Source organism: Mucilaginibacter sp. SJ, from assembly GCF_028993635.1.
In the GTDB taxonomy this organism is placed as follows: Bacteria; Bacteroidota; Bacteroidia; order Sphingobacteriales; family Sphingobacteriaceae; genus Mucilaginibacter.
Map to the genome: position 1 here is coordinate 5,003,571 of NZ_CP118631.1, position 24,748 is coordinate 5,028,318.

General features: G+C 39.8%; 17 protein-coding genes. All 17 read left to right on the plus strand.

The genetic code is table 11. The annotated features are described in order from the left end of the window. Positions 1 to 43 precede the first annotated feature (43 nt). The 17 genes from rpoB to MusilaSJ_RS20925 all read left to right on the plus strand — a co-directional run bounded on the left by rpoB (position 44) and on the right by MusilaSJ_RS20925 (position 24,730). The gene (gene rpoB, locus MusilaSJ_RS20845) at positions 44 to 3,847 is read left to right on the plus strand and encodes a DNA-directed RNA polymerase subunit beta (protein ID WP_091166600.1); all 3,804 of its coding nucleotides are present in this window, start codon (positions 44 to 46) and stop codon (positions 3,845 to 3,847) included. A 162-nt stretch (positions 3,848 to 4,009) separates the two neighbouring features. Next, on the plus strand, positions 4,010 to 8,299 hold the full coding sequence (rpoC, locus tag MusilaSJ_RS20850; protein ID WP_274986738.1) for a DNA-directed RNA polymerase subunit beta': 4,290 nt from the start codon (positions 4,010 to 4,012) through the stop codon (positions 8,297 to 8,299). A gap of 222 nt (positions 8,300 to 8,521) precedes the next feature. Further along, positions 8,522 to 8,833: a DUF3467 domain-containing protein gene (locus tag MusilaSJ_RS20855; protein WP_274986739.1), complete on the plus strand. Its 312-nt coding sequence runs from the start codon at positions 8,522 to 8,524 to the stop codon at positions 8,831 to 8,833. A 264-nt stretch (positions 8,834 to 9,097) separates the two neighbouring features. Beyond that, a complete protein-coding gene (locus MusilaSJ_RS20860) occupies positions 9,098 to 9,790 on the plus strand; it encodes a polysaccharide biosynthesis/export family protein (protein ID WP_274986740.1) in 693 nt (230 codons plus the stop codon). Positions 9,791 to 9,815: 25 nt separating this feature from the next. Further along, positions 9,816 to 12,227, plus strand: a complete 2,412-nt coding sequence (locus MusilaSJ_RS20865; protein WP_274986741.1) for a GumC family protein — start codon at positions 9,816 to 9,818, stop codon at positions 12,225 to 12,227. A gap of 42 nt (positions 12,228 to 12,269) precedes the next feature. Beyond that, positions 12,270 to 13,205 (plus strand): GDP-L-fucose synthase, encoded by a 936-nt coding sequence (gene fcl / locus MusilaSJ_RS20870; protein WP_274986742.1) that lies wholly within the window; start codon positions 12,270 to 12,272, stop codon positions 13,203 to 13,205. A 45-nt stretch (positions 13,206 to 13,250) separates the two neighbouring features. Then, positions 13,251 to 14,348 (plus strand): GDP-mannose 4,6-dehydratase, encoded by a 1,098-nt coding sequence (gene gmd, locus MusilaSJ_RS20875; RefSeq protein ID WP_274986743.1) that lies wholly within the window; start codon positions 13,251 to 13,253, stop codon positions 14,346 to 14,348. 43 nt (positions 14,349 to 14,391) lie between these two features. Next, a complete protein-coding gene (locus MusilaSJ_RS20880; protein WP_274986744.1) occupies positions 14,392 to 15,753 on the plus strand; it encodes an oligosaccharide flippase family protein in 1,362 nt (453 codons plus the stop codon). A gap of 103 nt (positions 15,754 to 15,856) precedes the next feature. Continuing rightward, a complete protein-coding gene (locus MusilaSJ_RS28120) occupies positions 15,857 to 16,408 on the plus strand; it encodes a CatB-related O-acetyltransferase (protein WP_446725118.1) in 552 nt (183 codons plus the stop codon). Positions 16,409 to 16,451: 43 nt separating this feature from the next. Then, positions 16,452 to 17,027 (plus strand): acyltransferase, encoded by a 576-nt coding sequence (locus tag MusilaSJ_RS20890; RefSeq protein ID WP_274986745.1) that lies wholly within the window; start codon positions 16,452 to 16,454, stop codon positions 17,025 to 17,027. Positions 17,028 to 17,101: 74 nt separating this feature from the next. After that, positions 17,102 to 18,385 carry a hypothetical protein gene (locus MusilaSJ_RS20895; protein WP_274986746.1) on the plus strand — a complete coding sequence of 428 codons (1,284 nt, stop codon included), beginning with the start codon at positions 17,102 to 17,104 and terminating at the stop codon, positions 18,383 to 18,385. 34 nt (positions 18,386 to 18,419) lie between these two features. After that, the gene (locus MusilaSJ_RS20900; RefSeq protein WP_274986747.1) at positions 18,420 to 19,301 is read left to right on the plus strand and encodes a glycosyltransferase family 2 protein; all 882 of its coding nucleotides are present in this window, start codon (positions 18,420 to 18,422) and stop codon (positions 19,299 to 19,301) included. Between the two features lie 24 nt (positions 19,302 to 19,325). Then, positions 19,326 to 20,438, plus strand: coding sequence for a 6-hydroxymethylpterin diphosphokinase MptE-like protein (locus tag MusilaSJ_RS20905; protein ID WP_274986748.1), 1,113 nt, complete (start codon positions 19,326 to 19,328; stop codon positions 20,436 to 20,438). Between the two features lie 178 nt (positions 20,439 to 20,616). Then, positions 20,617 to 21,537, plus strand: a complete 921-nt coding sequence (locus MusilaSJ_RS20910; RefSeq protein WP_274986749.1) for a phosphoglycerate dehydrogenase — start codon at positions 20,617 to 20,619, stop codon at positions 21,535 to 21,537. Positions 21,538 to 21,585: 48 nt separating this feature from the next. After that, the gene (locus tag MusilaSJ_RS20915) at positions 21,586 to 22,578 is read left to right on the plus strand and encodes a Gfo/Idh/MocA family protein (RefSeq protein WP_274986750.1); all 993 of its coding nucleotides are present in this window, start codon (positions 21,586 to 21,588) and stop codon (positions 22,576 to 22,578) included. A 36-nt stretch (positions 22,579 to 22,614) separates the two neighbouring features. Further along, complete coding sequence (locus MusilaSJ_RS20920; RefSeq protein ID WP_274986751.1) at positions 22,615 to 23,214, plus strand: D-sedoheptulose-7-phosphate isomerase; 600 nt, start codon at positions 22,615 to 22,617, stop codon at positions 23,212 to 23,214. A gap of 142 nt (positions 23,215 to 23,356) precedes the next feature. Then, entirely contained in the window at positions 23,357 to 24,730 is a 1,374-nt protein-coding gene (locus tag MusilaSJ_RS20925; protein ID WP_274986752.1) for an endo-1,4-beta-xylanase, read from the plus strand. Positions 24,731 to 24,748: the final 18 nt, after the last annotated feature.

The following is a 24,748-nucleotide window of genomic DNA, read 5'->3' on the forward strand; positions in this document are numbered from 1 at the left end:
AAGTCTCACATCTACAAAAATTAATAACTAAAATTTAAATACCTTGGCAAACAATAATAATCAAAGAGTAAACTTTGCAACCAGTAGAAAGGTACTTGATTACCCTGATTTTCTGGATGTTCAGTTACAATCTTTCCAGGAATTTTTTCAATTGGAAACCACTTCCGACAACCGTTACAAAGAAGGGCTGTTTAAAGTGTTTGCCGAAAACTTTCCTATTTCAGATTCAAGAAACATCTTTGTCCTGGAGTTTCTTGACTACTTTATTGATCCGCCCCGTTATGATATACAAGAGTGTATCGAACGCGGATTAACTTACAGCGTACCATTAAAAGCCAAGCTTCGCCTGTCATGTAATGATGAGGAGCACGAAGATTTTGAAACAATTGTACAGGACGTGTACCTGGGTACTATCCCTTACATGACTCCAAAAGGTACATTTGTTATTAATGGTGCCGAGCGTGTGATTGTATCTCAGTTACACCGTTCGCCAGGTGTGTTCTTTGGTCAGAGCCGCCACACCAACGGTACAAAATTATACTCGGCTCGTGTTATTCCTTTCAAAGGTTCATGGATTGAGTTTGCTACAGACGTTAACAACGTGATGTATGCTTATATTGACCGTAAAAAGAAATTCCCGGTTACGACGTTACTTCGTGCCATTGGTTATGACTCTGATAAAGATATATTAGAGCTGTTTGAATTGGCCGACGAGGTTAAAGTAAGCAAATCAGGCCTTAAGAAATATATTGGCCGCAAGCTTGCTGCAAGGGTACTTAAAACCTGGATCGAAGACTTTGTGGATGAAGATACCGGTGAGGTAGTTTCTATCCCTCGTAATGAGATTATCCTTGAGCGTGAAACCTTACTGGAAGACGACCATATTGATATGATCATCGACTCAGGCGTTAAAACCATCATCCTTAACAAGGAAGATGCTTCAACCAGCGGTGATTATACTATTATATACAATACCTTACAGAAAGATACTTCCAACTCTGAGAAAGAAGCGGTTGAACATATCTACCGCCAGTTACGTAACGCTGAACCGCCTGATGAAGAAACAGCTCGTGGTATCATCGATCGTTTATTTTTCTCAGATAAAAGATATGACCTGGGCGATGTGGGCCGCTACCGCATCAACCGTAAATTAAAATTGAGCACTTCGGAAGAAACTAAAGTTTTAACCAAGCAGGATATCATCGCGATAGTTAAATACCTGATCAAATTAATCAACTCAAAAGCTGAGGTGGATGATATCGATCACTTATCAAACCGGCGTGTGCGTACTGTTGGTGAGCAGCTTTATGCTCAGTTTGGTGTAGGTTTAGCACGTATGGCCCGTACCATCCGTGAGCGTATGAACATCCGTGACAATGAGGTGTTCACACCAACCGACCTGATCAACGCGCGTACATTATCATCTGTGATCAACTCGTTCTTCGGAACAAACCAGTTATCACAGTTTATGGACCAAACCAATCCACTGGCAGAGATCACGCACAAGCGTCGTCTGTCAGCCTTAGGCCCCGGCGGTCTGTCGCGTGAGCGTGCAGGTTTCGAGGTTCGTGACGTTCACTACACCCACTACGGTAGGTTGTGTACTATCGAAACTCCCGAAGGACCGAACATTGGTTTGATTTCATCACTATGCGTACACGCCAAGATCAACAACTTAGGCTTTATCGAAACTCCGTACAAACGCGTAGTTGAAGGTAAAGTTATGGTTGATGAGCCGGTTATCTATTTATCTGCTGAAGATGAAGACGGTAAAACCATTGGCCAGGCAAACGCGGTATACGATGATAAAGGTGAGTTTGAATTGCCACGTGTAAAAGCACGTTTCGAAGGTGACTTCCCGGTTATCGAGCCAGAGCGTCTGGATTTGATGGACATCGCTCCAAACCAGATTACTTCAATTGCGGCTTCGCTGATTCCGTTCTTAGAGCATGATGACGCCAACCGTGCATTGATGGGTTCGAACATGCAACGCCAGGCCGTACCATTGTTGCGCCCTGAAGCGCCAATTGTTGGTACAGGTTTGGAAGGCCGTGTTGCAAAAGACTCCCGTACCCTGATCAACGCCGAAGGCGATGGTGTGGTTGAGTACGTTGATGCTAACGAAATCCGTATTAAATATGACCGTAACGAACTTGATCGTTTGATCTCGTTTGAAGGAGATAGCAAAAGCTACCGCTTAACCAAGTTTAAGAAAACCAACCAAAGCACCACCATGAACCTTAAGCCTATTGTTAAAAAAGGCCAGAGGGTTGAAAAAGGTGAAGTACTTTGCGAAGGTTACGCTACCCAAAATGGCGAGCTTGCATTAGGCCGTAACCTTAAAGTAGCGTTCATGCCTTGGCAGGGATATAACTTTGAGGATGCGATCGTAATCTCTGAACGTGTTGTTTCACAAGATATCTTTACTTCAATCCACGTTGAAGAGTTCGAGCTTGAAGTTCGTGATACTAAACGTGGTGAGGAAGAGTTAACACCAGATATCCCTAACGTATCAGAAGAAGCTACTAAAGACCTTGACGAAGACGGTATCATCCGTGTAGGTGCCGAGGTTAAAGAAGGCGACATCCTGATTGGTAAGATCACCCCTAAAGGTGAATCAGACCCATCACCGGAAGAAAAACTGTTACGTGCTATCTTCGGTGATAAAGCCGGCGACGTTAAAGATGCTTCATTAAAAACCCCGCCGTCAATTGCCGGTGTTGTTATCGATACCAAATTGTTCTCTCGTGCTAAGAAAACTTCAAAAGCTGAAGAAAAAGCACAGTTAGAGAAATTGGATAACAAGCATGATAAAGCTGTGAAAGATCTGAAAAATACTTTGATCGAAAAGTTATTTGAGATCGTTAACGGTAAAACTTCGCAAGGCGTTTATAACGTTTACAAAGAGTTACAGGTTCCTAAAGGTGTTAAATTCACCCAAAAGATATTAGTTGAGCTTAATTATGATAACATTAACCCAACTAAATGGACTACTGATGACGATAAAAACGATCAGATCAAGATCCTTCTTCATAACTTCAACATTAAGTACAATGAAGAGTTGGGTGCTTACCGTCGTGATAAATTCGCTATCAGCGTGGGTGATGAGCTTCCATCAGGTATCGTGCAAATGGCTAAAGTTTATATCGCTAAAAAGCGTAAGCTTAAAGTAGGTGATAAAATGGCGGGCCGTCACGGTAACAAAGGTATTGTTGCACGTATTGTACGTGACGAAGACATGCCTTTCCTTGAAGACGGAACACCGGTTGATATTGTGTTGAACCCACTGGGTGTACCTTCACGTATGAACCTGGGGCAGATTTACGAAACCGTATTAGGCTGGGCCGGTAAAGAGCTTGGTGTTAAATTCGCTACTCCAATCTTCGACGGTGCAAGCCATGAAGAAGTGGAAGAGTGGATTAAGAAAGCCAACTTACCTGAATCAGGCCGTACTTACTTATACAATGGTTTAACAGGTGATCGTTTTGATCAGCAAACTACTGTAGGTATTATCTACATGCTGAAATTAGGTCACATGGTTGATGATAAGATGCACGCCCGTTCAATCGGTCCGTACTCATTGATCACTCAGCAACCATTAGGCGGTAAAGCACAATTCGGTGGTCAGCGTTTTGGTGAGATGGAGGTTTGGGCACTGGAAGCATTTGGTGCATCAAACATTCTGCAGGAGATATTAACCGTTAAATCGGATGATGTTATCGGCCGCGCCAAAACATATGAGGCTATTGTTAAAGGTGAAAACCTGCCAACGCCATCAGTTCCTGAATCATTTAACGTATTGGTTCACGAGTTACGCGGCTTAGGTTTGGATATAACCTTAGAATAATTAGTGATTTAGTGAGTGAGTGAATTAGTGATTGATTGAATGATTGGTCATGTAATTTACTAACTCACTAATTCTGATAAGTACAATATGTGATTTGAGGGACTTTATTCAAATCACTAATTCACTAAATCGCTAATTCAACAATTAAAAATAAAGGAGACTATGTCTTACAAAAAGGATAATAAAATCAAAAGTAACTTTACCACCATTACCATCAGTTTAGCCTCTCCTGAGTCTATTCTTGAGCGTTCAAGCGGTGAAGTTTTAAAGCCGGAAACCATTAACTACCGTACTTACAAACCTGAGCGTGATGGTTTGTTCTGCGAGCGTATTTTTGGCCCGGTTAAGGATTATGAGTGCCATTGCGGTAAATACAAACGTATCCGTTACAAAGGTATCGTGTGCGACCGTTGCGGTGTTGAAGTAACCGAAAAGAAAGTACGTCGTGAGCGTATGGGCCACATCAACCTGGTGGTGCCTGTTGCACACATCTGGTACTTCCGCTCATTGCCAAACAAAATTGGTTATTTATTAGGCTTGCCTACAAAAAGGCTCGACCTTATTATATACTACGAGCGTTACGTAGTTATCCAACCGGGTATTAAAGAAGCAGACGGAATCAACAAAATGGATTTCCTTACTGAAGAAGAATACCTTGACGTATTAGATACCCTTCCAAAAGAAAACCAGTACCTTGACGACAAAGATCCTCAGAAATTTGTGGCCAAAATGGGTGCAGAGGCTCTGGAAGAATTATTAAAACGCCTTGACCTTGATGAGTTATCATTCAGCCTGCGTCACCAGGCAGCAAACGAAACTTCTCAGCAACGTAAAAACGAAGCCTTAAAACGCTTACAGGTTGTTGAGGCTTTCCGTGATGCAAAAACCAGGATCGAGAATAACCCTGAGTGGATGATCGTTAAGATTGTTCCGGTGATCCCGCCTGAGCTGCGTCCGTTGGTACCACTGGAAGGTGGCCGTTTCGCTACTTCAGATTTGAACGACCTTTACCGTCGTGTTATTATCCGTAACAATCGTTTAAAACGTTTGATTGAGATTAAAGCACCAGAGGTGATTTTACGTAACGAAAAACGTATGTTACAGGAAGCTGTGGATTCGTTATTCGATAACTCACGTAAAGTTAACGCGGTAAAAACTGAAGGTAACCGTGCCTTGAAATCACTTTCAGATATACTGAAAGGTAAGCAAGGCCGTTTCCGTCAAAACTTATTAGGTAAACGTGTGGATTACTCTGCCCGTTCGGTAATTGTTGTAGGTCCTAACCTTAAATTACACGAGTGCGGTTTACCAAAAGATATGGCTGCCGAGCTGTTTAAACCATTTATCATCCGTAAAATGATTGAGCGTGGTGTGGTTAAAACAGTAAAATCTGCCAAAAAAATTGTTGACCGTAAAGACCCATTAGTTTGGGACATTTTGGAAAACGTATTGAAGGGACACCCTGTATTACTAAACCGTGCGCCTACGCTGCACAGATTGGGTATCCAGTCGTTCCAGCCAAAACTGGTTGAAGGTAAAGCTATTCAATTGCACCCATTAACCTGTACAGCATTCAACGCGGATTTTGACGGTGACCAGATGGCCGTTCACGTACCACTTGGTAACGCGGCAATTTTGGAAGCCCAAATCCTGATGCTTGCTTCGCATAACATCCTTAACCCTGCTAACGGTACGCCTATTACTGTACCTTCTCAGGACATGGTACTTGGTTTGTACTACATAACCAAAGGCCGTAAAACTGATGAAACACGTGTGGTTAAAGGACAAGGTTTAACTTTCTACTCTGCAGAAGAAGTAATTATCGCTTATAACGAGAAAAAACTTGACCTGCATGCGTTTATCAAGGTTAAAGCTTTAGTTAAGGAGCGCGATGGCAAAATCGTAAACAAAATTATTGATACTACTGTAGGCCGCGTATTGTTTAACCAGCATGTACCTATAGAAGTAGGTTATATCAATGAGTTGCTTACCAAAAAATCACTTCGTGATATCATTGGTGAAGTAGTAAAAATCACCGGTATGGCGCGTGCTGCCCAGTTCCTTGATGATATTAAGGAATTAGGATTTAAGATGGCGTTTCAGGGTGGTTTATCATTTAACCTGAAGGATATCAATATCCCTGCAGAAAAAGTAACCCTGATTGATACAGCTTCTAAGCAGGTTGATGAGGTGATGAACAACTATAACATGGGTTTCATTACCAACAACGAGCGCTACAACCAGATTATCGATATCTGGACACGTATCAACAACCGCTTAACTGCTAACGTGATGGACATCCTGAGCAACGATAACCAGGGCTTCAACTCTGTTTACATGATGCTTGACTCAGGTGCCCGTGGTTCTAAAGAGCAGATCCGTCAGCTTGCAGGTATGCGTGGTTTGATGGCGAAACCTCAAAAATCAGGTTCAGGTGGTGAGATTATCGAAAACCCGATCCTTTCAAACTTTAAAGAAGGTTTGTCGGTATTGGAGTACTTCATCTCTACCCACGGTGCCCGTAAAGGTTTGGCAGATACGGCGTTGAAAACAGCGGATGCTGGTTACTTAACCCGTAGGTTGCATGACGTTGCCCAGGATATGATTGTTGGTGAGGTTGATTGCGGTACTTTAAGAGGTATCTACACAACTGCACTGAAAGATAACGAGGACATTGTTGAGCCATTATATGACCGTATTTTAGGTCGTACCACTTTGCATGATGTTCATGACCCTATCACTAACGAACTGTTAGCAGTAGCCGGCCAGGACATCACTGAAGAGGTAGCTAAAAAGATCGAAAACTCTCCGCTGGAAGGTATCGAGATCCGTTCGGTATTAACCTGCGAAAGTAAACGTGGCGTATGTGCATTGTGCTACGGCCGTAACCTTGCAAGCGGTAAACGCGTGCAAAAAGGTGAGGCTGTTGGTGTAATTGCAGCGCAGTCAATCGGTGAGCCGGGTACTCAGTTAACACTTCGTACATTCCACGTGGGTGGTACCGCATCAAACATAGCGGCTGAGTCACAGATCAACGCTAAGTTTGATGGTATCATTGAATTTGAGAACGTACGTACCGTTACTTACGAAACTGCCGAAGACGGCGCTGTTGATGTGGTATTAGGCCGTTCGGGCGAGTTCCGTATTATCGAAGCCGGAAGCAATAAAGTAATTGTTACCAATAATATTCCATACGGTTCATACCTGTATGTGAAAGATGGCAGCAAGATCACCAAAGGCGACCGTATCTGTTCATGGGATCCGTACAACGCGGTAATTATATCTGAGTTTGCAGGTATTGCCCAGTTTGATGCAGTATTGGAAGGTATCACTTTCCGTGAAGAATCTGACGAGCAAACCGGTCACCGCGAAAAAGTGATCATCGATACCAGGGATAAATCTAAAAACCCTGCTATCCAGATCACCGATAATAAAGGTAACATCATTAAAGGATACAACATTCCGGTAGGTGCTCACATCGCTGTTGATGAGGGCGACAGGTTACAAACTGGTCAGGTTATTGCTAAAATCCCTCGTTCAACCGGTAAAACGCGAGATATTACAGGTGGTTTACCGCGTGTAACCGAGTTATTTGAAGCACGTAACCCTTCAAACCCTGCGGTAGTAACGGAAATTGACGGTGTGGTAACTTTAGGTGGTGTTAAACGTGGTAACCGCGAAATCACCATCGAATCAAAAGATGGCCAGGTTAAAAAATACCTTGTACCACTTTCAAAACACATCCTTGTACAGGATAATGACTTTATTAAAGCCGGTATGCCATTATCAGATGGTTCAATATCTCCGGCAGATATTTTGGCTATCAAAGGCCCTGCTGCCGTACAGGAATATCTTGTTAACGGTATCCAGGAAGTTTACCGCTTACAGGGTGTGAAGATCAACGATAAGCACTTCGAGGTTATTGTTCACCAGATGATGCAGAAAGTATCTATCGAGGATGCAGGTGATACCCGTTTCTTAGAGCGCGAAGCTGTTGACGGATGGGATTTCATGAACGAGAATGATGAGATTTATGATAAGAAGGTTGTTGTTGATCCGGGTGATTCAACTACATTAAAATCTGGTCAGATAGTTTCATTACGCCGCTTACGCGATGAAAACTCGGTATTGAAACGCCGCGACCTTAAACTGGTTGAAGTGCGTGACGCTATCCCTGCAACATCAAGCCCGATATTGCAAGGTATTACCAGGGCATCGTTGGGTACTAAGTCGTTTATCTCGGCAGCATCGTTCCAGGAAACTACCAAAGTACTGAATGAAGCGGCTATCGCAGGTAAGAAAGACAGCATGCTTGGCCTGAAAGAAAACGTTATCGTAGGTCACTTAATACCTTCAGGTACCGGTTTACGCGAGTATGAAAATATCCGTGTAGGCTCACAGGAAGAATTTGACCGCCTGATGGCTTCGAAAGCAGAAGAGTTGGAAGCTTAATTTTCAGCTGTTTAAATATTTTATTGAGCCTCCCGGTTTCCGGGAGGCTTTTTTTTATCACTTTTTTTAAATTATTAAAACAAAAGTAAAACATCTCTGTTCTACGTTCGACCTTGTAAGAGGTCAATATGGGGCTGATCCGTGTTATCAAAGCAAACAAGGCTCAATACGTACCTCAAAAAAGACTGTTTATGGAGAACGTCTTTTTGTTATTTTAGTAGCATGGAAGAACAAAATGAAAATCAGCTCAACATTGAGCTTTCAGAAGAAATTGCAGAAGGTATCTACTCAAACCTGGCTATCATTACTCATTCAAACTCCGAGTTTGTATTGGATTTTATCAGGGTTATGCCAGGAGTACCCAAAGCCAGGGTAAAGTCGCGGATCATATTAACCCCGGAACATGCCAGGCGCCTGCTTTCAGCCCTGGAAGATAATATTGAGAAATATGAAGCCATTAATGGTCGTATCAAAGTACAGCCAGATCATCCGGGTTTTCCTATGAATTTTGGTGGAACAATGGGGCAGGCATGATATTATATTTATAATTTTTAAGCCTAAAAATTTTATTTTTACATTAATTTGCCATTTTGATTAATAAATAATTATCTTTAGAGCGTATTAATTGTAATAGCTTTAATTTAAATAGATTATTCAACTAATAAACGATACATGTTCAAGAGCTTAATTCTACCTTTGCTTTTCATTTGCGCCATTTTAATTTCCTCTTTGTTTTTCTCATCGTGTACGTCTACAAAGCACATTAAGTATTTTGAAGATATCCCCGACTCGGGTCAGGTGAAAATCCTTAAAGAAGCAGATTACATTGAACCTAAAATTCAGGTGGATGATATAATGACGATTATTGTTCAAACAGTTGATCCGTTGGCTACTGTGGCTATTAATGCTGGTAACGTTTCCGGGCCTTCAACCGGTATTAATACCAGTTCGACAGCTATGCCTGCCGCGGCACCTGTTTCAGGTTACCTTGTAGGCAAAGATGGCAGTATTGAATTACCTGTTATCGGAAAACTGCACCTCGCTGGTTTAACAACCAATGAAGCCAGGGAACTGATACGCTCAAAGGCTGTACAATTTTTTAAAGAGCCTTCAGTTATAGTACGGTACGCCAATTTTAAGATTATCGTGGCAGGTGAAGTTACGAAGCCTTCAACTTATGTGGTCCCTAATGAAAAAGTAACTATACTTGACGCTTTGGCAATGGCCGGGGATTTAACCATTTACGGTAAAAGGGATAATATTTTATTACTGCGTGATAATCTTGATGGTACAAGAACAGCTTACCGGATCAATCTTAATAAAACCGATCTGCTGTCAAATCCTTATTACTACCTCCATCAAAATGATTATATCTATGTCGAACCTTCTAAGGGCAAAGTAGCTGCTAACGATCTTTCACAAACAAAAACGATCGCTATTGCCGGCTCGATACTATCATTGCTTATCATCATTGCTTCAAGGGTAAAGTAAAATTTTTTAACTACAACTACATATAATGGAAATTCAGAATTTACAGGGTGGAGAACCGCTGGATAATGATGAAAAGAGTTTTGATTTTAAAGCTTTTTTTTCAAGGGCAATTGCTGACTGGTGGCTGTTTTTGATAAGTTTTATAGTTTGTGTATCATTGGGCGTATTCTTTTTGAAATTCAAAAGACCACTTTACCAGATACATGCAAGTATTCTTGTTGAGGATGATAAAAAGGGCGGAGATTTAAGTACATCTGATGTGTTAGGCGATCTTAGCGGTTTGCTGAATACAAAAAGCAGCGTGGATAACGAATCGCAGATACTGCAAACCAGATTTTTAATGGAAAAGGTGGTGCGTGATATGCGTTTGAATGTTACTTATTATTCGCAGGGGTTTCTTAAAAATTATGAGCTTTATAAATCACCTATCCTGGTTGATCCTGTTAGATTAAAGGATACTATTATGGGAACATCTGTCGATTTAACCATAGTAAATAAAAACTTTATGGATATCAGCTTTGATAATGACTCGACAACCGGGACGATTGAAAAGCGTGTTAAATTTGACCAGCCTTTCCGTATTCCGGGCGTAGGGTCCATCAGGATCAGGAGAAGTGATCTTGCTCCGGTAGATTCAGGCGATTTTACTTTTAAGATCGTTTCAATTGATAACGCTGTGGCGAAATTCATGAAAGATCTTACTGTTGCCGTTCCTAATAAGGATGTAAGTACGATAAACCTGGAAATTGACCATTCTATACCAAGAAAAGGAGAAGATATACTTAACAAGTATATCAACGTTTATCAGGAAGAAAACCAGAACGATAAAAATCAGATTGCTGATAGCACTATTTCGTTTATTAATGAACGTTTAATTATTGTAAGTCGCGAGTTGAGCAGTGTTGAAGGAGATATCCAGTTGTTCAAACAAAAAAATAGCATTGCTGATATCACAGAGCAGTCAAAAGCCCTGGTTGCCAATTCAACCGATTATGTGAACCGCTTGGCCCAGATAGAAACTCAGCTTAGCATGATTAACGCGTTGGAGGATTACCTGAAAGATGTAAAAAACGAAAGGGTATTACCAAGTGCTATCGTGCCTGATGATAAAATATTTGCAGGCCTTGTTGACAGGTATAACACGCTGGTGCTTGAACGCGAACGTCAGTTATTATCGTATACAAGCGATAACCCACAGGTAATAAATATTGATCAGCGTATATCTTCATTAAGGAATGATATGCTTACGAACCTGGCAAGCACAAGGCGGTCCGCTATCATTTCAAGACAGGATCTTCAGAAAAGCACCGGTAAAATAGAAGGTCAGATCCATGCCGTTCCTTCGCAGGAAAGACAGTTTATGGATTTGTCAAGAACTCAGCAAATCAAACAAACGCTTTATACCTTTCTGTTGCAAAAACGTGAAGAGACTGCTATATCAAAAACATCAAACATTTCAAACTCACGTGTAATAGATCCCCCTAAATCAGACGTGCTGCCATATTCGCCAAAACCTGCACTTATTTTAGGTTTAAGTGTATTTTTTGCTCTTTTGATACCAATAGGCCGCATATATGTTATTGATATGATGAATAACAAGGTGATGCTTAAGGATGATATAATTAAGCGTACACAGGTGCCCGTACTTGGTGAAATAAGCCATAATGAAGCGGATGTTAACATTATTGTTACTAAGGATTCGCGCTCGGTAATTGCAGAGCAGTTCAGGGCGCTCAGAACGAATCTCAGTTTCTTTCTTACGCCGGAAATTTCAAATGTTATATTGTTAACGTCAAGTATGTCGGGCGAGGGAAAATCATTTACCTCGCTAAACCTGGCGCTCGTACTTGCTTTATCAGGCAAAAGAGTGGTAATGATGGAGCTTGACTTACGTAAGCCATCGTTATCAACCAAAGCAGGTATGGTGAACCCGGTTGGGTTCACAAATTATATTGTTTCGCAAAACATGACGGTTACTGATATCGTTCACGAATCATTTATGAACGAAAATCTGTTCCTGATAAGTGCCGGTCCAATACCTCCTAACCCTACCGAGACGATACTTAGCAAACGTACGGGTATGCTGATCAACGAACTGAGAAACAGCTTTGACTATGTGATCATGGATGCGCCGCCGATTGGCCTGGTAACGGACGCCCAATTACTTGGCGAGTATGCTGATTTAACGATATATATAGTTAGGCAAAAATACACCTTTAAAGATCAGCTGAGCATACCGGAAGACCTGTACCGTAATAAAAAAATGAAACGCATGGGTATTGTTGTTAATGATATCAAGAAGGAGGGTGGTTATGGTTACGGTTATGGCTACGGTTACGGCTATGGTTATGGTTATGGTTATGGCGGGTATGAATCGTACGGATTAAATGAAGGCAAAAAAAGCAACTTATTAAAACGAATATTCAGAAGATCGTAATTGTAAGTTAAGATAGAACGCTAATCCTTGAAAATACAATTAATGAACTTAGACGACAAAATTTATATAGCCGGTCATCGTGGAATGGTTGGTTCGGCCATATGCCGCAAACTGGAAAACTTGGGCTATACCAATATAATAACCCGTACTTCATCTTCCCTTGATCTGCGTGATCAGCAGGCTGTTGCTGCCTTCTTTGAAGAAGAAACCCCTAACTACGTATTCCTTGCGGCTGCGAAGGTTGGTGGTATTGTAGCTAATAATACTTATCGCGCTGAGTTTTTGTATGATAATCTGCAAATACAAAACAACATTATTAATTCTGCATATGTTACCGGGGTAAAAAAACTGATGTTTTTGGGGTCGAGCTGCATATATCCTAAAATGGCACCACAGCCTTTGAAAGAGGATTATTTGCTTACCGGTTTGCTGGAGCCAACCAATGAACCTTATGCTATAGCAAAAATAGCAGGCATTAAAATGTGTGACGCTTATCGTGACCAATACGGCTGTAACTTTATATCAGTTATGCCTACAAACCTGTATGGTTATAATGATAATTATCATCCGCAAAACTCACACGTGGTGCCTGCATTGATTAGGCGTTTTCATGAAGCAAAGCAAGCTTTGGCTCCTGCGGTAACCATTTGGGGCACCGGTACGCCGAAAAGAGAATTTTTGTTTGCTGATGATCTTGCCGAGGCTTGCTATTACCTGATGCAAAATTATAACGAACCGGGTTTAGTTAACATCGGCACCGGCGAGGATATCTCAATTAAAGATTTAGCAGCACTGGTGAAAAAAACCGTAGGGTACGAGGGCGAGATAAATTTTGATATCACTAAGCCCGATGGTACGCCCCGTAAATTAATGGACGTTTCAAAACTGCACAACCAGGGATGGCGACATAAAATTGAACTGGAAGAAGGCGTTGGCCTGGCTTACCAGGATTTTTTGAAGCATGAGCAATCTGCCTGATAGCGTTTATAGTTTAACCCCCTCAACTTGAATAAAATTACATATATGAAAACAGCACTAATTACAGGAGTAAACGGGCAGGATGGAGCATATTTGGCCGAACTGCTATTAAATAAAGGTTACATGGTTCATGGCGTAAAAAGGCGCTCATCATTGATAAATACTCATCGTATCGATCATCTTTACCAGGATCCTCACGACAAAGATGTAAGGTTTAAATTACATTACGGCGATTTAACCGATTCAACCAACCTGATCAGAATAATACAGGAAACCCAGCCCGACGAAATTTATAACCTGGCTGCCATGAGCCATGTAAAAGTAAGTTTTGATACTCCCGAATATACTGCTAATGCTGATGGCATTGGTACCTTAAGGATACTGGAGGCCGTACGTTTATTAGGTTTAACACAAAAAACGCGTATTTACCAGGCTTCAACTTCTGAGTTGTATGGTTTGGTGCAAGAAGTGCCACAAAAAGAAACTACCCCTTTTTATCCCCGTAGCCCTTATGGTGTTGCCAAGCTTTATGCTTACTGGATAACAGTTAACTATCGTGAGGCTTATGATATGTATGCATGTAACGGTATCCTGTTCAACCATGAAAGCCCGCTGCGTGGCGAAACGTTTGTTACCCACAAAATAACACGCGCTGCTGCTGCTATAGCTTTAGGGCAGCAGGATACTTTATATCTGGGTAACCTGGATGCACGCCGCGACTGGGGCCATGCTAAAGATTATGTTGAAGCCATGTGGCTGATATTGCAACAGGAAAAGCCTGAGGATTTTGTTATTGCTACAGGTATTACTACTCCTGTAAGGGACTTTGTTGTAATGGCATTTAACGAAGTGGGCATAACTATTGAATTTAAAGGCACAGGCATTGATGAAAAAGGTTATGTTGTATCATGCAACAATCCTGATTATCAGCTTGAAGCCGGCAAACTTATTGTCTGTGTTGATTCAAATTATTTCAGGCCAACTGAGGTTGAATTGCTGATTGGTGATCCTACCAAAGCCAATACGCAATTAGGCTGGAAACCAACTTATGATTTGGCCGGATTAGTTAAAGAGATGGTTGAATATGATTTGAAAGAGTTTAAATCAACAGGTAAACTGAATTTACCACATCATGCTGGGTAATGATGCTTTTATAAAGCAAAGCTGTAAGTAATATATTTATTATATGAGCACAACAATGGAGCGGTCGGTTGTGGCGGGAGATATTAACCGGAGAAAGGCTATAAGATCAAATGCCGTTGGTCTCCTGGTACTACGTGGTATCAGTATGGCTTCCTCTTACTTTATAGTGCCCATATTAATAAGCTATCTTGATGTTTACAAATATGGTATCTGGATCACTATTTACTCTATCGTAAATTTTATTCAGTTTTTTGATATCGGGCTCGGTAACGGTTTAAGAAACAAGTACGCACACAGCATAGCTATAGGCGATAATGGTTTGGCCAGGGTATATGTAAGCACAACATATTATCTTATTACCATTATTAGCGGTGGTTTGCTGCTTTTATTCGGCGCAGTTTATTTTTTTGTTGATTGGCATAAGGCCTTTAACGTAAATCAATCGGTTGGCTTTGAACTTAACTGGCTGGTTATACTTCTATTTGGTACCTTTATTCTGAGTTTTCCGCTAAAACTCATTAATTCATTGCTATATGGTGCGCAAAAATCGGCACTTGCAAATTCAATGACTGCTGTTGGTAATATCGTATCATTATTAATGGTGGTTTTGTTACTGAAAAAGAACGGCGTAGATAACCTTTTGTACGTAGGGATCATTTATACTGTAGCGCCGCTAGTATTGTTCCTTTTTTTGAACATATACTACTTTTCTACCGAATTTAAACATGTAATACCAACTAGGAAGTTCGTAGATACCAAGTATATAAAGGACCTCACCGGTCTGGGTGTTAAATTTTTTATACTACAGATCAACTCGCTTATAATTTTTTCATCAAACTCGTTTATTATAGCACAAACGCTTGGGCAGATTAAGGTGACAGAATACAACGTTATGTTTAAGTTGTATAGCGTACCATCGTTGATCTTCCAAATCCTGTTAACACCGTATTGGAGCGCTTTTACAAATGCTTACGCTAAAAATGATATAACCTGGATAAAAAGGAATCTTAAGCATTTACTGAAAATTTTTAGCGGTATAATAATTGTATCAGTGCTCCTGGTTGTTTTCAATAAGTTTTTGTTCCTCCTGTGGGTGGGTAACAGGGTTAGTACCAATACCATGTCGGGCATTTGGATGGTCGCTTATCTTATCGTTCAATCGTCAATGCTGCCGTTTGTTAATTTTATCAATGGCACCGGCAAAATTAAATTGCAACTATATCTGGCTTCTGTTGTAAGCCTGATTAATATACCCCTGAGTATTTATTTTATTAAAAGCCTGGGTTGGGGAATTGACGGGTGTATTATTGCTAACATTATATGTACAATTCCGTTTTTGATTTTGATGGGTATACAAACGCTTAAGATCATAAACAATAAAGCTATTGGAATCTGGAATGATTAATCTGAAACAAAATTCAAGGTTTTATAAGATCAAAAAAAAACTGATCAGGCGCAGGTATGAAAGCCAACTGTTAAAGTTAGGTACTACTGTAAACCTTAGAAATGTGGAGGTAGCTTACAATAATTATATCTCTAACCAATGTAATTTAAATAATGTTGGATTAGATGATTTTTCATACGTAGGGGCGGCTTCTCAATTGTTCAATGTAAAGGTCGGTAAATTTTGTTCAATAGCCGATAATGTTAAAATAGGTTTAGGTTTTCATCCTACCGACAGGGTTTCCACACACCCTTCGTTTTATTCAAATAACAAAGCATTTAAGTGCTTTGCAAATGAAAATTTGTTTAACGAGTATAAGGAAACGGTTATTGAGAATGATGTTTGGATTGGATCAAATGCTATTATTTTTGGGGGTATAACTATAGGTAATGGGTCGGTAGTAGCAGGAGGTTCAATTGTCACAAAGGATGTTGAGCCGTATGCAATCGTTGGAGGGAATCCTGCCAAACTTATAAAGTATCGTTTTGAGGAAGATATCATTAAAAAATTGCTCAGCTTTAAATGGTGGAGCCACGATTTAAGCTGGATAGAAGCTAATTATAAGAGTTTTAATGATATGGAGCTTTTTTTTAAATTGACTGGTATTACTAAATAAGCTTAAAAAATTTCCGTGGAATAATATACCAAAGCAAGTATCGATGTTAAATAAAATTAGAATTGCCTGTTTTGATTATCTGAGTAAAAGGTTGTTAAGAAAGAATGGTGTGAAATTTGCAGCCAATATTGTTTCGCGGGGCGTACCTTATGTAAAGGTTTATAAAGGTGGCAGCATAACTATAGGCGATAATTTTAAGATGAATAATAATTTTGCTGCCAATATTATAGGGCGCCAACAAAAATGCATCTACATATCGAAAGGTAGCTTAATTATTAAAGATAATGTGGGTATCAGTTCGACAGCGATTATTTGTCATAATGCGATAACTATTGGTAACAACGTTTTAATAGGGGGGAACACAGTTATTTATGATACCGATTTTCATTCGCTTGATTTCAAAGACCGAAACGCTGTTCCTGAAATAGTTGCTAATATTAAAACGGCACCGGTGGTGATTAATGATAACGTTTTTATAGGTGCGCATTCAATAATTTTAAAAGGAGTAACAGTAGGAAAAAATTCAATTATTGGGGCCGGCAGCGTAGTTGCCCGAAATATTCCTGAAAATGAAATATGGGCAGGCAATCCAGCAAAAAAAATTAAAGATATTGCTTAAACCTGGTTTAAACAGTATGGCTTATAATCATTATACAAATTATATCAGTGTTATATAATTTGAAATAGGTAAGTATGGGAAGGAAACAAAAACAGAATAAATTCTTAAATGCCGTACTGGTATATATACTCATAGCATCAAGTGGTATTCCCTTTTTTTATATTGGGTCTGCATCTAACCTTTATTTTCCGCTGATTTTTAGCGCCGCAGCCTTTTTCTTTAAAATCTCGCAAAACGGTTTTTTTATTGATTTTAAGTTTAGTAAGTTTTGGCGTTACTGTATAATTGTACTTATCGTAATCACCTTCCAGATCACTTTTACCGGTATCGTACCCCTGATATTGATGACAGGTTTTTTTAAACGGTTTTTGATAGCCTTTTTTGTACTATACGTGGTTAGGGAAAACTTCTTTGAGCGATATGTTAGAGTGATATATGTAATAGGAATCATTAGCTTTTTGGTACACGCAAGTACTTTTTTATCACCAAATGTTTTAAACTTTTACGTTAACAGCATTGTTCCGCATATTCCCAATCAGCCCGATAATCCATTTCACTTTAATTATCAAATAATTATCCACTGTTTCTGGCAGCGTGACTTCTTAAGAAACTCAGGACCGTTTTGGGAACCAGGCGCTAATGCCGGTTTTACGATAATAGCCCTTGTTTTTAACCTTTTTCTGTTTAAGCAGAGTTTATTTTCGAAAAAAAACATTGTATTTTTCATAATTATCCTCTCGACCATATCAACCGCAGGTTATTTTACTGTGTTGCTGTTGGTTATATTTAACGCCACAAAAAATTCAAGCGTTATTTTCAGGATGATTTTTATAACGGTACTTACTTTCATATTTGTGCTGGCAGTCCAAAATCTTGATGTGTTAGGTTTGAAAATTGTTGATCAGTATGAAAATATAGCCTCCGGTAACGCTCATACCAGCCGTTTTGCGAGCGCTGAGCTTGACTTTGAAACCTTTTCAAAGTATCCTTTGAGCGGTTACAGTACCATAGATCTTAGGAATGGGGACCTGGGTGACGATGATTTTAGGACAAATGGTATCTTTATTCTTTTAGCAACCTACGGAGGAATATTCTTCATGTTTTATTTCCTTTCAATATACGGGGGATTCAGGGATTTTTATCGGCATTTAAATAACAGTGATCAAAAAGGCGGCGCTTTAATAAGTGTATTTTTCGTATTAATACTATTGAGTATAGGCTTTTCGGAAAATTATTTTATCAGGCCCTTGTTTATCGGATTTTCAATGTTGCCCATGTTTATACCCAGGGTAAAAAAGGCTTTAGCCAGGCAAAACAGGCCTCCGGTAGCTATGCGCCAGCCTGTTAATGCAATATAGTTTAAAATAATTGCGGATAAAATTTTAGTAAAAGATGACAAACATTGCTATTCTCATTCCGGTTCATAATCGAATCAATATCACTAAACGTGGATTTAAGCATCTATATGATGCTATTGAGTATTACAAGAATAGCGTTACCGGATTTGATATAAATGTTAAAGTCGTTCTAATTGATGATGGGTCGACTGACGGTACATCAGAATGGGTAAGCGAAAACTATGGTGATACGCTGATAGTAAAAGGCGATGGTAACCTTTGGTGGAGCGGAGCAATAAATGCCGGTATTATGGCATCAAAAGAAAAACTGCCCACTTTAACGGGGGTGTTGCTATGGAATGATGATGTTATACCTGCGCAGGATTACATTTACCAGTTGGTGAAAATAGTAAACGAACATAAGGAAGACCTGTTTATAGGTAGTATGGTAATGGAAAAGGATCAGGAACACATCGTTTCAAATTATGGCGGCTCGTTTAACCATATTACCGGTAAACGCAGATACAAAAACAAAGGTGAATTATTGACAAATATAACTACTGAACGCAGCAAGGTTGATTGGCTTCCGGGAATGGGCACTTACATATCAGCAAATTTGCTTGATAAAATTGGCATGTTTGATGATAAGGTATTCCCACAATATTTTGGCGATACCGATTATTGCTTACGGGCTGGTAAAATTAAGCAGGATATTTATGTTTACCGAAGCCTTAAAATTTTTAACGATATTGCAACTACCGGTATTTACAGGCCTAAAAACCGTGAGGAGCTTTTCAAGGCATTTACGTCTATCCGTTCGAAATACCACCTCAAGAAGAATTTTTTGTTTGCTTACAAGCATGGTTTTTTCCCTTTTACACTGGTAGCGTTTTTCCGTAACTACTTTTTCCTGATGAGGGCTTACCTTAAAAAATAAATATTACTTAAAAGCACGTACACTATGAATAAATATATATCAAGATTTAAACAGGAAATTGACAAGGAGGGATTTGGTTCGGCTGTAAAAAAAACAGTCAAAAATACTTCTATCCGCGTTAAACGTAAACTTACCGAAAATAAGAGGAGCCAGGAAAACTGGAAACAGCTTAAGGGCAAGTTTGTCGGTAAACGTGTTTTTTTAATAGGAAACGGTCCATCGCTTAATAAAACTCCACTGTATTTATTGGATAATGAGTACACCATGTGCTTTAACCGGTTTAATGTGATGTTTGAGCGATTGGGTTGGGTACCTAAATTTTATATGTGTGCCGATCCGCTGGTAGCCAATGATATGGCAGCCGAGATTAACCAGATAGTACCACAGGTTGAAATAGCCTTCTTCCCCGATATACACACCCATGGCCTTGATTTTCGCACCTTTATTAATGATAGGGAAAATGTGCAATGGATGTCGCCCGATTTTAAAGGGTTTTATTTTGATTTGCCTAAGGTAGCATTGGGCGGTACCGTTGCCTATCCGGCACTGCAGGTGCTTACCTATCTTGGGTTTTCTGAGCTTTACCTTATAGGCGTTGATATGAATTACCAGATCCATAAAACGGTAAAAGAAATACACGGCACTGATGTGGCATCAACAAAAGACGATGATCCTAACCACTTCGATCCACGTTATTTTGGTACAAACCGTAAATATCATCAGCCAGTACAGGCTATTATGGATAATATGCTTGGATCTCTTGATTATGCAGCGCAACAGATAAAAACACATAGCAATACTAATGTTGTAAATGCAGGTATCGGAAGTATGGTTGAAAGCTTTCCTAAAACCGATTTTAACAGCCTGTTTAACTATACCGACCAGGAAGCCTTTGAGCTTTTGTCGAAACCTTTTATTGAATATTTACCTGTTAGAAGTTATGAAGAGCTGCTTGAAAAAGTTCCGCAGCTAAAATCGAAAGAGGAGATACCTGCCGACGCCGATTATTTTATTTTGGAGCATGATCTTGGTATTAGCATTATTAAAGAACTTATATTTGACTATATACCATTTGGGCCGTACAAAGGTATGTATCTGTTTATATCAAGGAAGTTTTTAAACAAAGCTTTTAATTAATTAATGATTCAAAGTTCTTTTTAATTTAATATTATTTATATGCTAAATAAAAAGACATTTTTTTTCAAAAAAAACATCAAACTTATTAAAAATTTATTATTTTCGCAATAGTTAAACATCGAAGTGTGTGCTTTATTGTTTAATTACTAAGAAAAACAGTGTAAAATCTAAATCATCAATGAAAGTCTTAACATCTCCCTCTTCATTTGGCCAGGTAGGCAACAAACCTTTTAGTTTACTTGAAGAAAATGGTTTTGAAATAATTAATAATCCTTATGGCCGTAAACTTACCGAAGATGAAGTAATTGAGTTGGCCAAGGATTGTGTTGGTATTGTTGCCGGTGTTGAACCGCTAACTGCACTCGTTATGGATGCGCTGCCTGATTTAAAGGTAATTAGCCGCGTAGGCATTGGTATGGATAGCATTGATCTTGATTATGCCAAAGAAAAAGGTATCATAGTAAGAAATACACCCGATGGGCCGACACGTGCCGTAGCCGAACTTACATTGGCTATGACCCTTTCTCTTTTACGCAGGATACCTCAGGCTGATGCCTCACTTAAAAATAAAGTCTGGAAAAAGCAAACAGGTAATTTAATACTTAATAAAGTAATAGGTGTTGTTGGCCTCGGTCGTATCGGGCGCCTGGTATCAGAACTTTTTAGGGGTATAGGTAACCCGGTTATCGGTTTTGATCCGTATGCTGACGCAGCATGGGCAGCAAAAAACGGTGTTGAACTGGCTGATTTTGAAAACGTACTGAAAAAAGCGGATATTGTTACCCTGCATGTGCCCGGTAATGCGGATAAATCGCCGGTTATTGGTGCGACTGAGTTAGCACTTATTAAGCAAACCGCTTTGCTTATAAATATTTCACGCGGTGGTATTGTTGATGAAGACGCGCTATTTGAGGCGTTATCTACAGGTAAGCTGGCTGCAGCGGCAATTGATGTTTTTGTTGAAGAACCTTATTCGGGTCCGTTTACTGAGCTTGATAATGTAGTACTTACACCTCACATCGGTTCATATGCCGAAGAAGGTAAACTGCTGATGGAAATTGAAGCGGTTAATAACCTGATCTCGGAAATTAAAAAGTAGCCTAATACAAATCTATATTAAGAACTTATTCCTAAAATCAAAAATCCTATGAGTTATAAAATTGGTATAATCGGTTACGGAGTAATGGGTAAAACCCGTCGCACGGCTATCGAAGAAATTAAAAAAGGGACAGTAATAGCAGTATCTGAGCCAAGCATTGGCCCTGATGCGGATGGCATCCCCAATGTAAGCCATGATGATATCATCAACAACCCCGAAATTGATGTTCTGATCGTTTGTACGCCTAACTTTTTAAACAAAGAATTAACCCTTCGTGGTCTTAACGCGGGTAAACACGTTTTTTGCGAAAAACCCCCGGCATTTACAGCTGCCGATATATTAGAAATCAAAGAAGCCGAAGCCCGGAGCGGCAAAACCCTGATGTATGGCTTCAACCACCGGCATCACGACAGCGTTTTGCAAATGAAAAGGCTTATTGATAGCGGCGAGTATGGTAAAGTGCTTTGGTTACGCGGCCGCTACGGTAAAAGTGTTACAAAAGACTATTTTAACCAATGGCGAGCTAAAAAAGAATTGGCAGGCGGTGGCATCCTGATGGATCAGGGTATCCACATGCTTGATCTGTTCCTGTTCCTTTCGGGCGATTTTGACGTAGTAAAAGCCGAGGTGTCAAATCTGTACTGGCATATGGATGTCGAAGATAATGCCTTCGTGATACTTAAAGAATCGGCAACGGGTAAAGTTGCATCGCTGCACTCAACGATGTCACAATGGCGCCATTTGTTTTCGTTAGAGATTTTCCTTGAAAAAGGCTACATGGTATTAAATGGCTTAATCACCTCAACCATGTCATACGGCGAAGAAACTTTATCAGTGGCCAAAAACCGGTCTACCGCCCCTGCAGCTACATGGAAAGATGAAGTTATTACCAAATATGTTAATAATAACAGCTGGCGTTATGAAATGGATCATTTCTTTGATTGCGTTACTGAGCAAAAACCGGTTATTTACGGTAGCTCGGATGATGCGTTAAAGCTAATGACCATTATTGATAAGGTTTATGAGCAGAAAGATTTTTAATAGAAAATAATTATTTATCCCCCAAAAAACACTCCCATGGAAAGAACTGAGTTAGCAAAAAATTATCTAAGTGATTATGTTGGACGTTTAACCGACATTTTAAACAAAATTGACCCTGAAAAATTAGGTCAGGTTATTACCACTTTTATTGACGCTTTTAAAAGCGGAAATACTATTTATGTAGTAGGTAACGGCGGCAGTGCTGCAACGGCCTCACATATGCAAGCGGATTTCAGGTTTTTTGTACGTTATTTCTCAAAATTCCGTCCTAAGATCATCGCCCTTACAGATAATGTTCCAATGATCACTGCTATCGGTAATGACAATAATTTTGATGACGTATTTGTTGAGCAAATGCGTGGCCAGTTTGTTGCCGGCGACGTATTGATTGCTATATCAGCAAGCGGCAATTCCCCAAACCTGGTAAAGGCTGCCGAATTTGCTAATGAGCTCGGCGGTAAAACTATAGCATTTGTAGGTTTCCTTGGTGGCAAGCTAAACGAAATTTCAACCGTACCTTTATATACACCAAACCCTAAAGGTGATTACGGACCGATTGAAGATGTTCACATGATATTGAACCACATTATTGTTAACTATTTAGCTACTGACGAAGAATTTTTAGCACTTACATAGTAATTGCTTTATAGAGGAAAACCGACAAAATAGAACCAACGGTTGGCTATTGACGTAGTGTATATAATGAAAAAATCATTAAGACGTTTATTAGTTTGAAACTTCATATTAGTTAAACCGTTCTGTTAATAAAGTAATTTTTATGAAAAAGTTAAATTTTTATTTACTTATCGCTGTGTTTTCCTCTATTATAATTGGTTGGGTGTTATTTAGCGATAAAAGCGAGGCGCGTAATGAACCGTCTTTAAAAGCCGATGCTAATTATAGAGAAGCGAAGCAGGTTGCCGATAGCCCTGCTGCCTTGCCCGAAACGGCGGACAATGAGCCGGTGGCTGTGGTAAAAAAAGCCTCTGCTTTAAAAAAGGCCGCTTCAGTAAGCATCAGGAGCCATGAAGTTGCCGATAGCGATACTGATGAGGTATCATTGAAAGATAAGCTTTTGCAAAAAGGTGTTTACTTTGGCACAGCTCTTAATCCGGCCGATATCCAACTCAGGGCTCCCCGCCCTAAAAATTATCTTGATGAGATCTCAAGATATTTTAACTTCTATACTATATCGGTAACATTTAAAACTACCGAAAATCAACGTGGGGTTTTTACGTTTCAAGCGGCCGATAAAATGGTTGAATTTGCCTTAGCTCATCACTCAAAAATTAAAGGACATGTGTTGGCCTGGGGGGATGCTCTGCCAGACTGGGTGACGCAGGGAAATTACAGCCCCGGCGAGCTAAAATCGATACTGCAAAATCATGTGCAAACTATAGTAAAGCACTTTAAGGATAAATATCCAGGCGCCGTTACCGAGTGGAACGTGGTTAACGAGCCTGTTTGTAACGATGCCGCTTTCAACAATCAAACAGATTGTTATCCCGAAGGAGTAAAGAAATTTGTTTGGAGCGCTATTCATAAACCCGGTTCAACAGATCCTACCGATTATATTCAATATGCTTTTGAATGGGCACACGCCATTGATCCGTCAGCGAAGTTGTTTTTAAATGAAAACAATATTGAAACGTCGGGCAATCCGCCAAAGTTAGGACGTTTGTATAACCTTGTAAAATCATTAAAACAAAAAGGGGTACCAATTAATGGCATAGGCTTTGAATCACATATCAGGTTGTTTGACCTTAATAAATTTAATGCCCAAACATTAACTAAAACCATGAATATGTTTGCTGATTTAGGTTTGGAAACGCAGATTTCGGAGTTTGACGCCGTTATGGCATCAGGTTTAACAAATACCAGACCGGCAGGCTTAATCCCTATTACTAACCCAACAGCTAATGATTTTAAAAACCAGGCAAAACTTTATCGTATATTTTTAACTGCTTGCCTGCACGCGAAAAACTGCACCGGTTTTACAACCTGGGGAGTTTGGGACAACACGTCATGGACGTCAACTTATTGGAAAGGCTCCTTTTACCCACATTTGCTCGACGCTAATTTTAAGCCTAAGCTTTCATTCAAGTCATTGATGGATGAGGCCAAATCCTATAAAACCGAAAAGGCTTTTTAACAAAACCGCGTTGCTGCG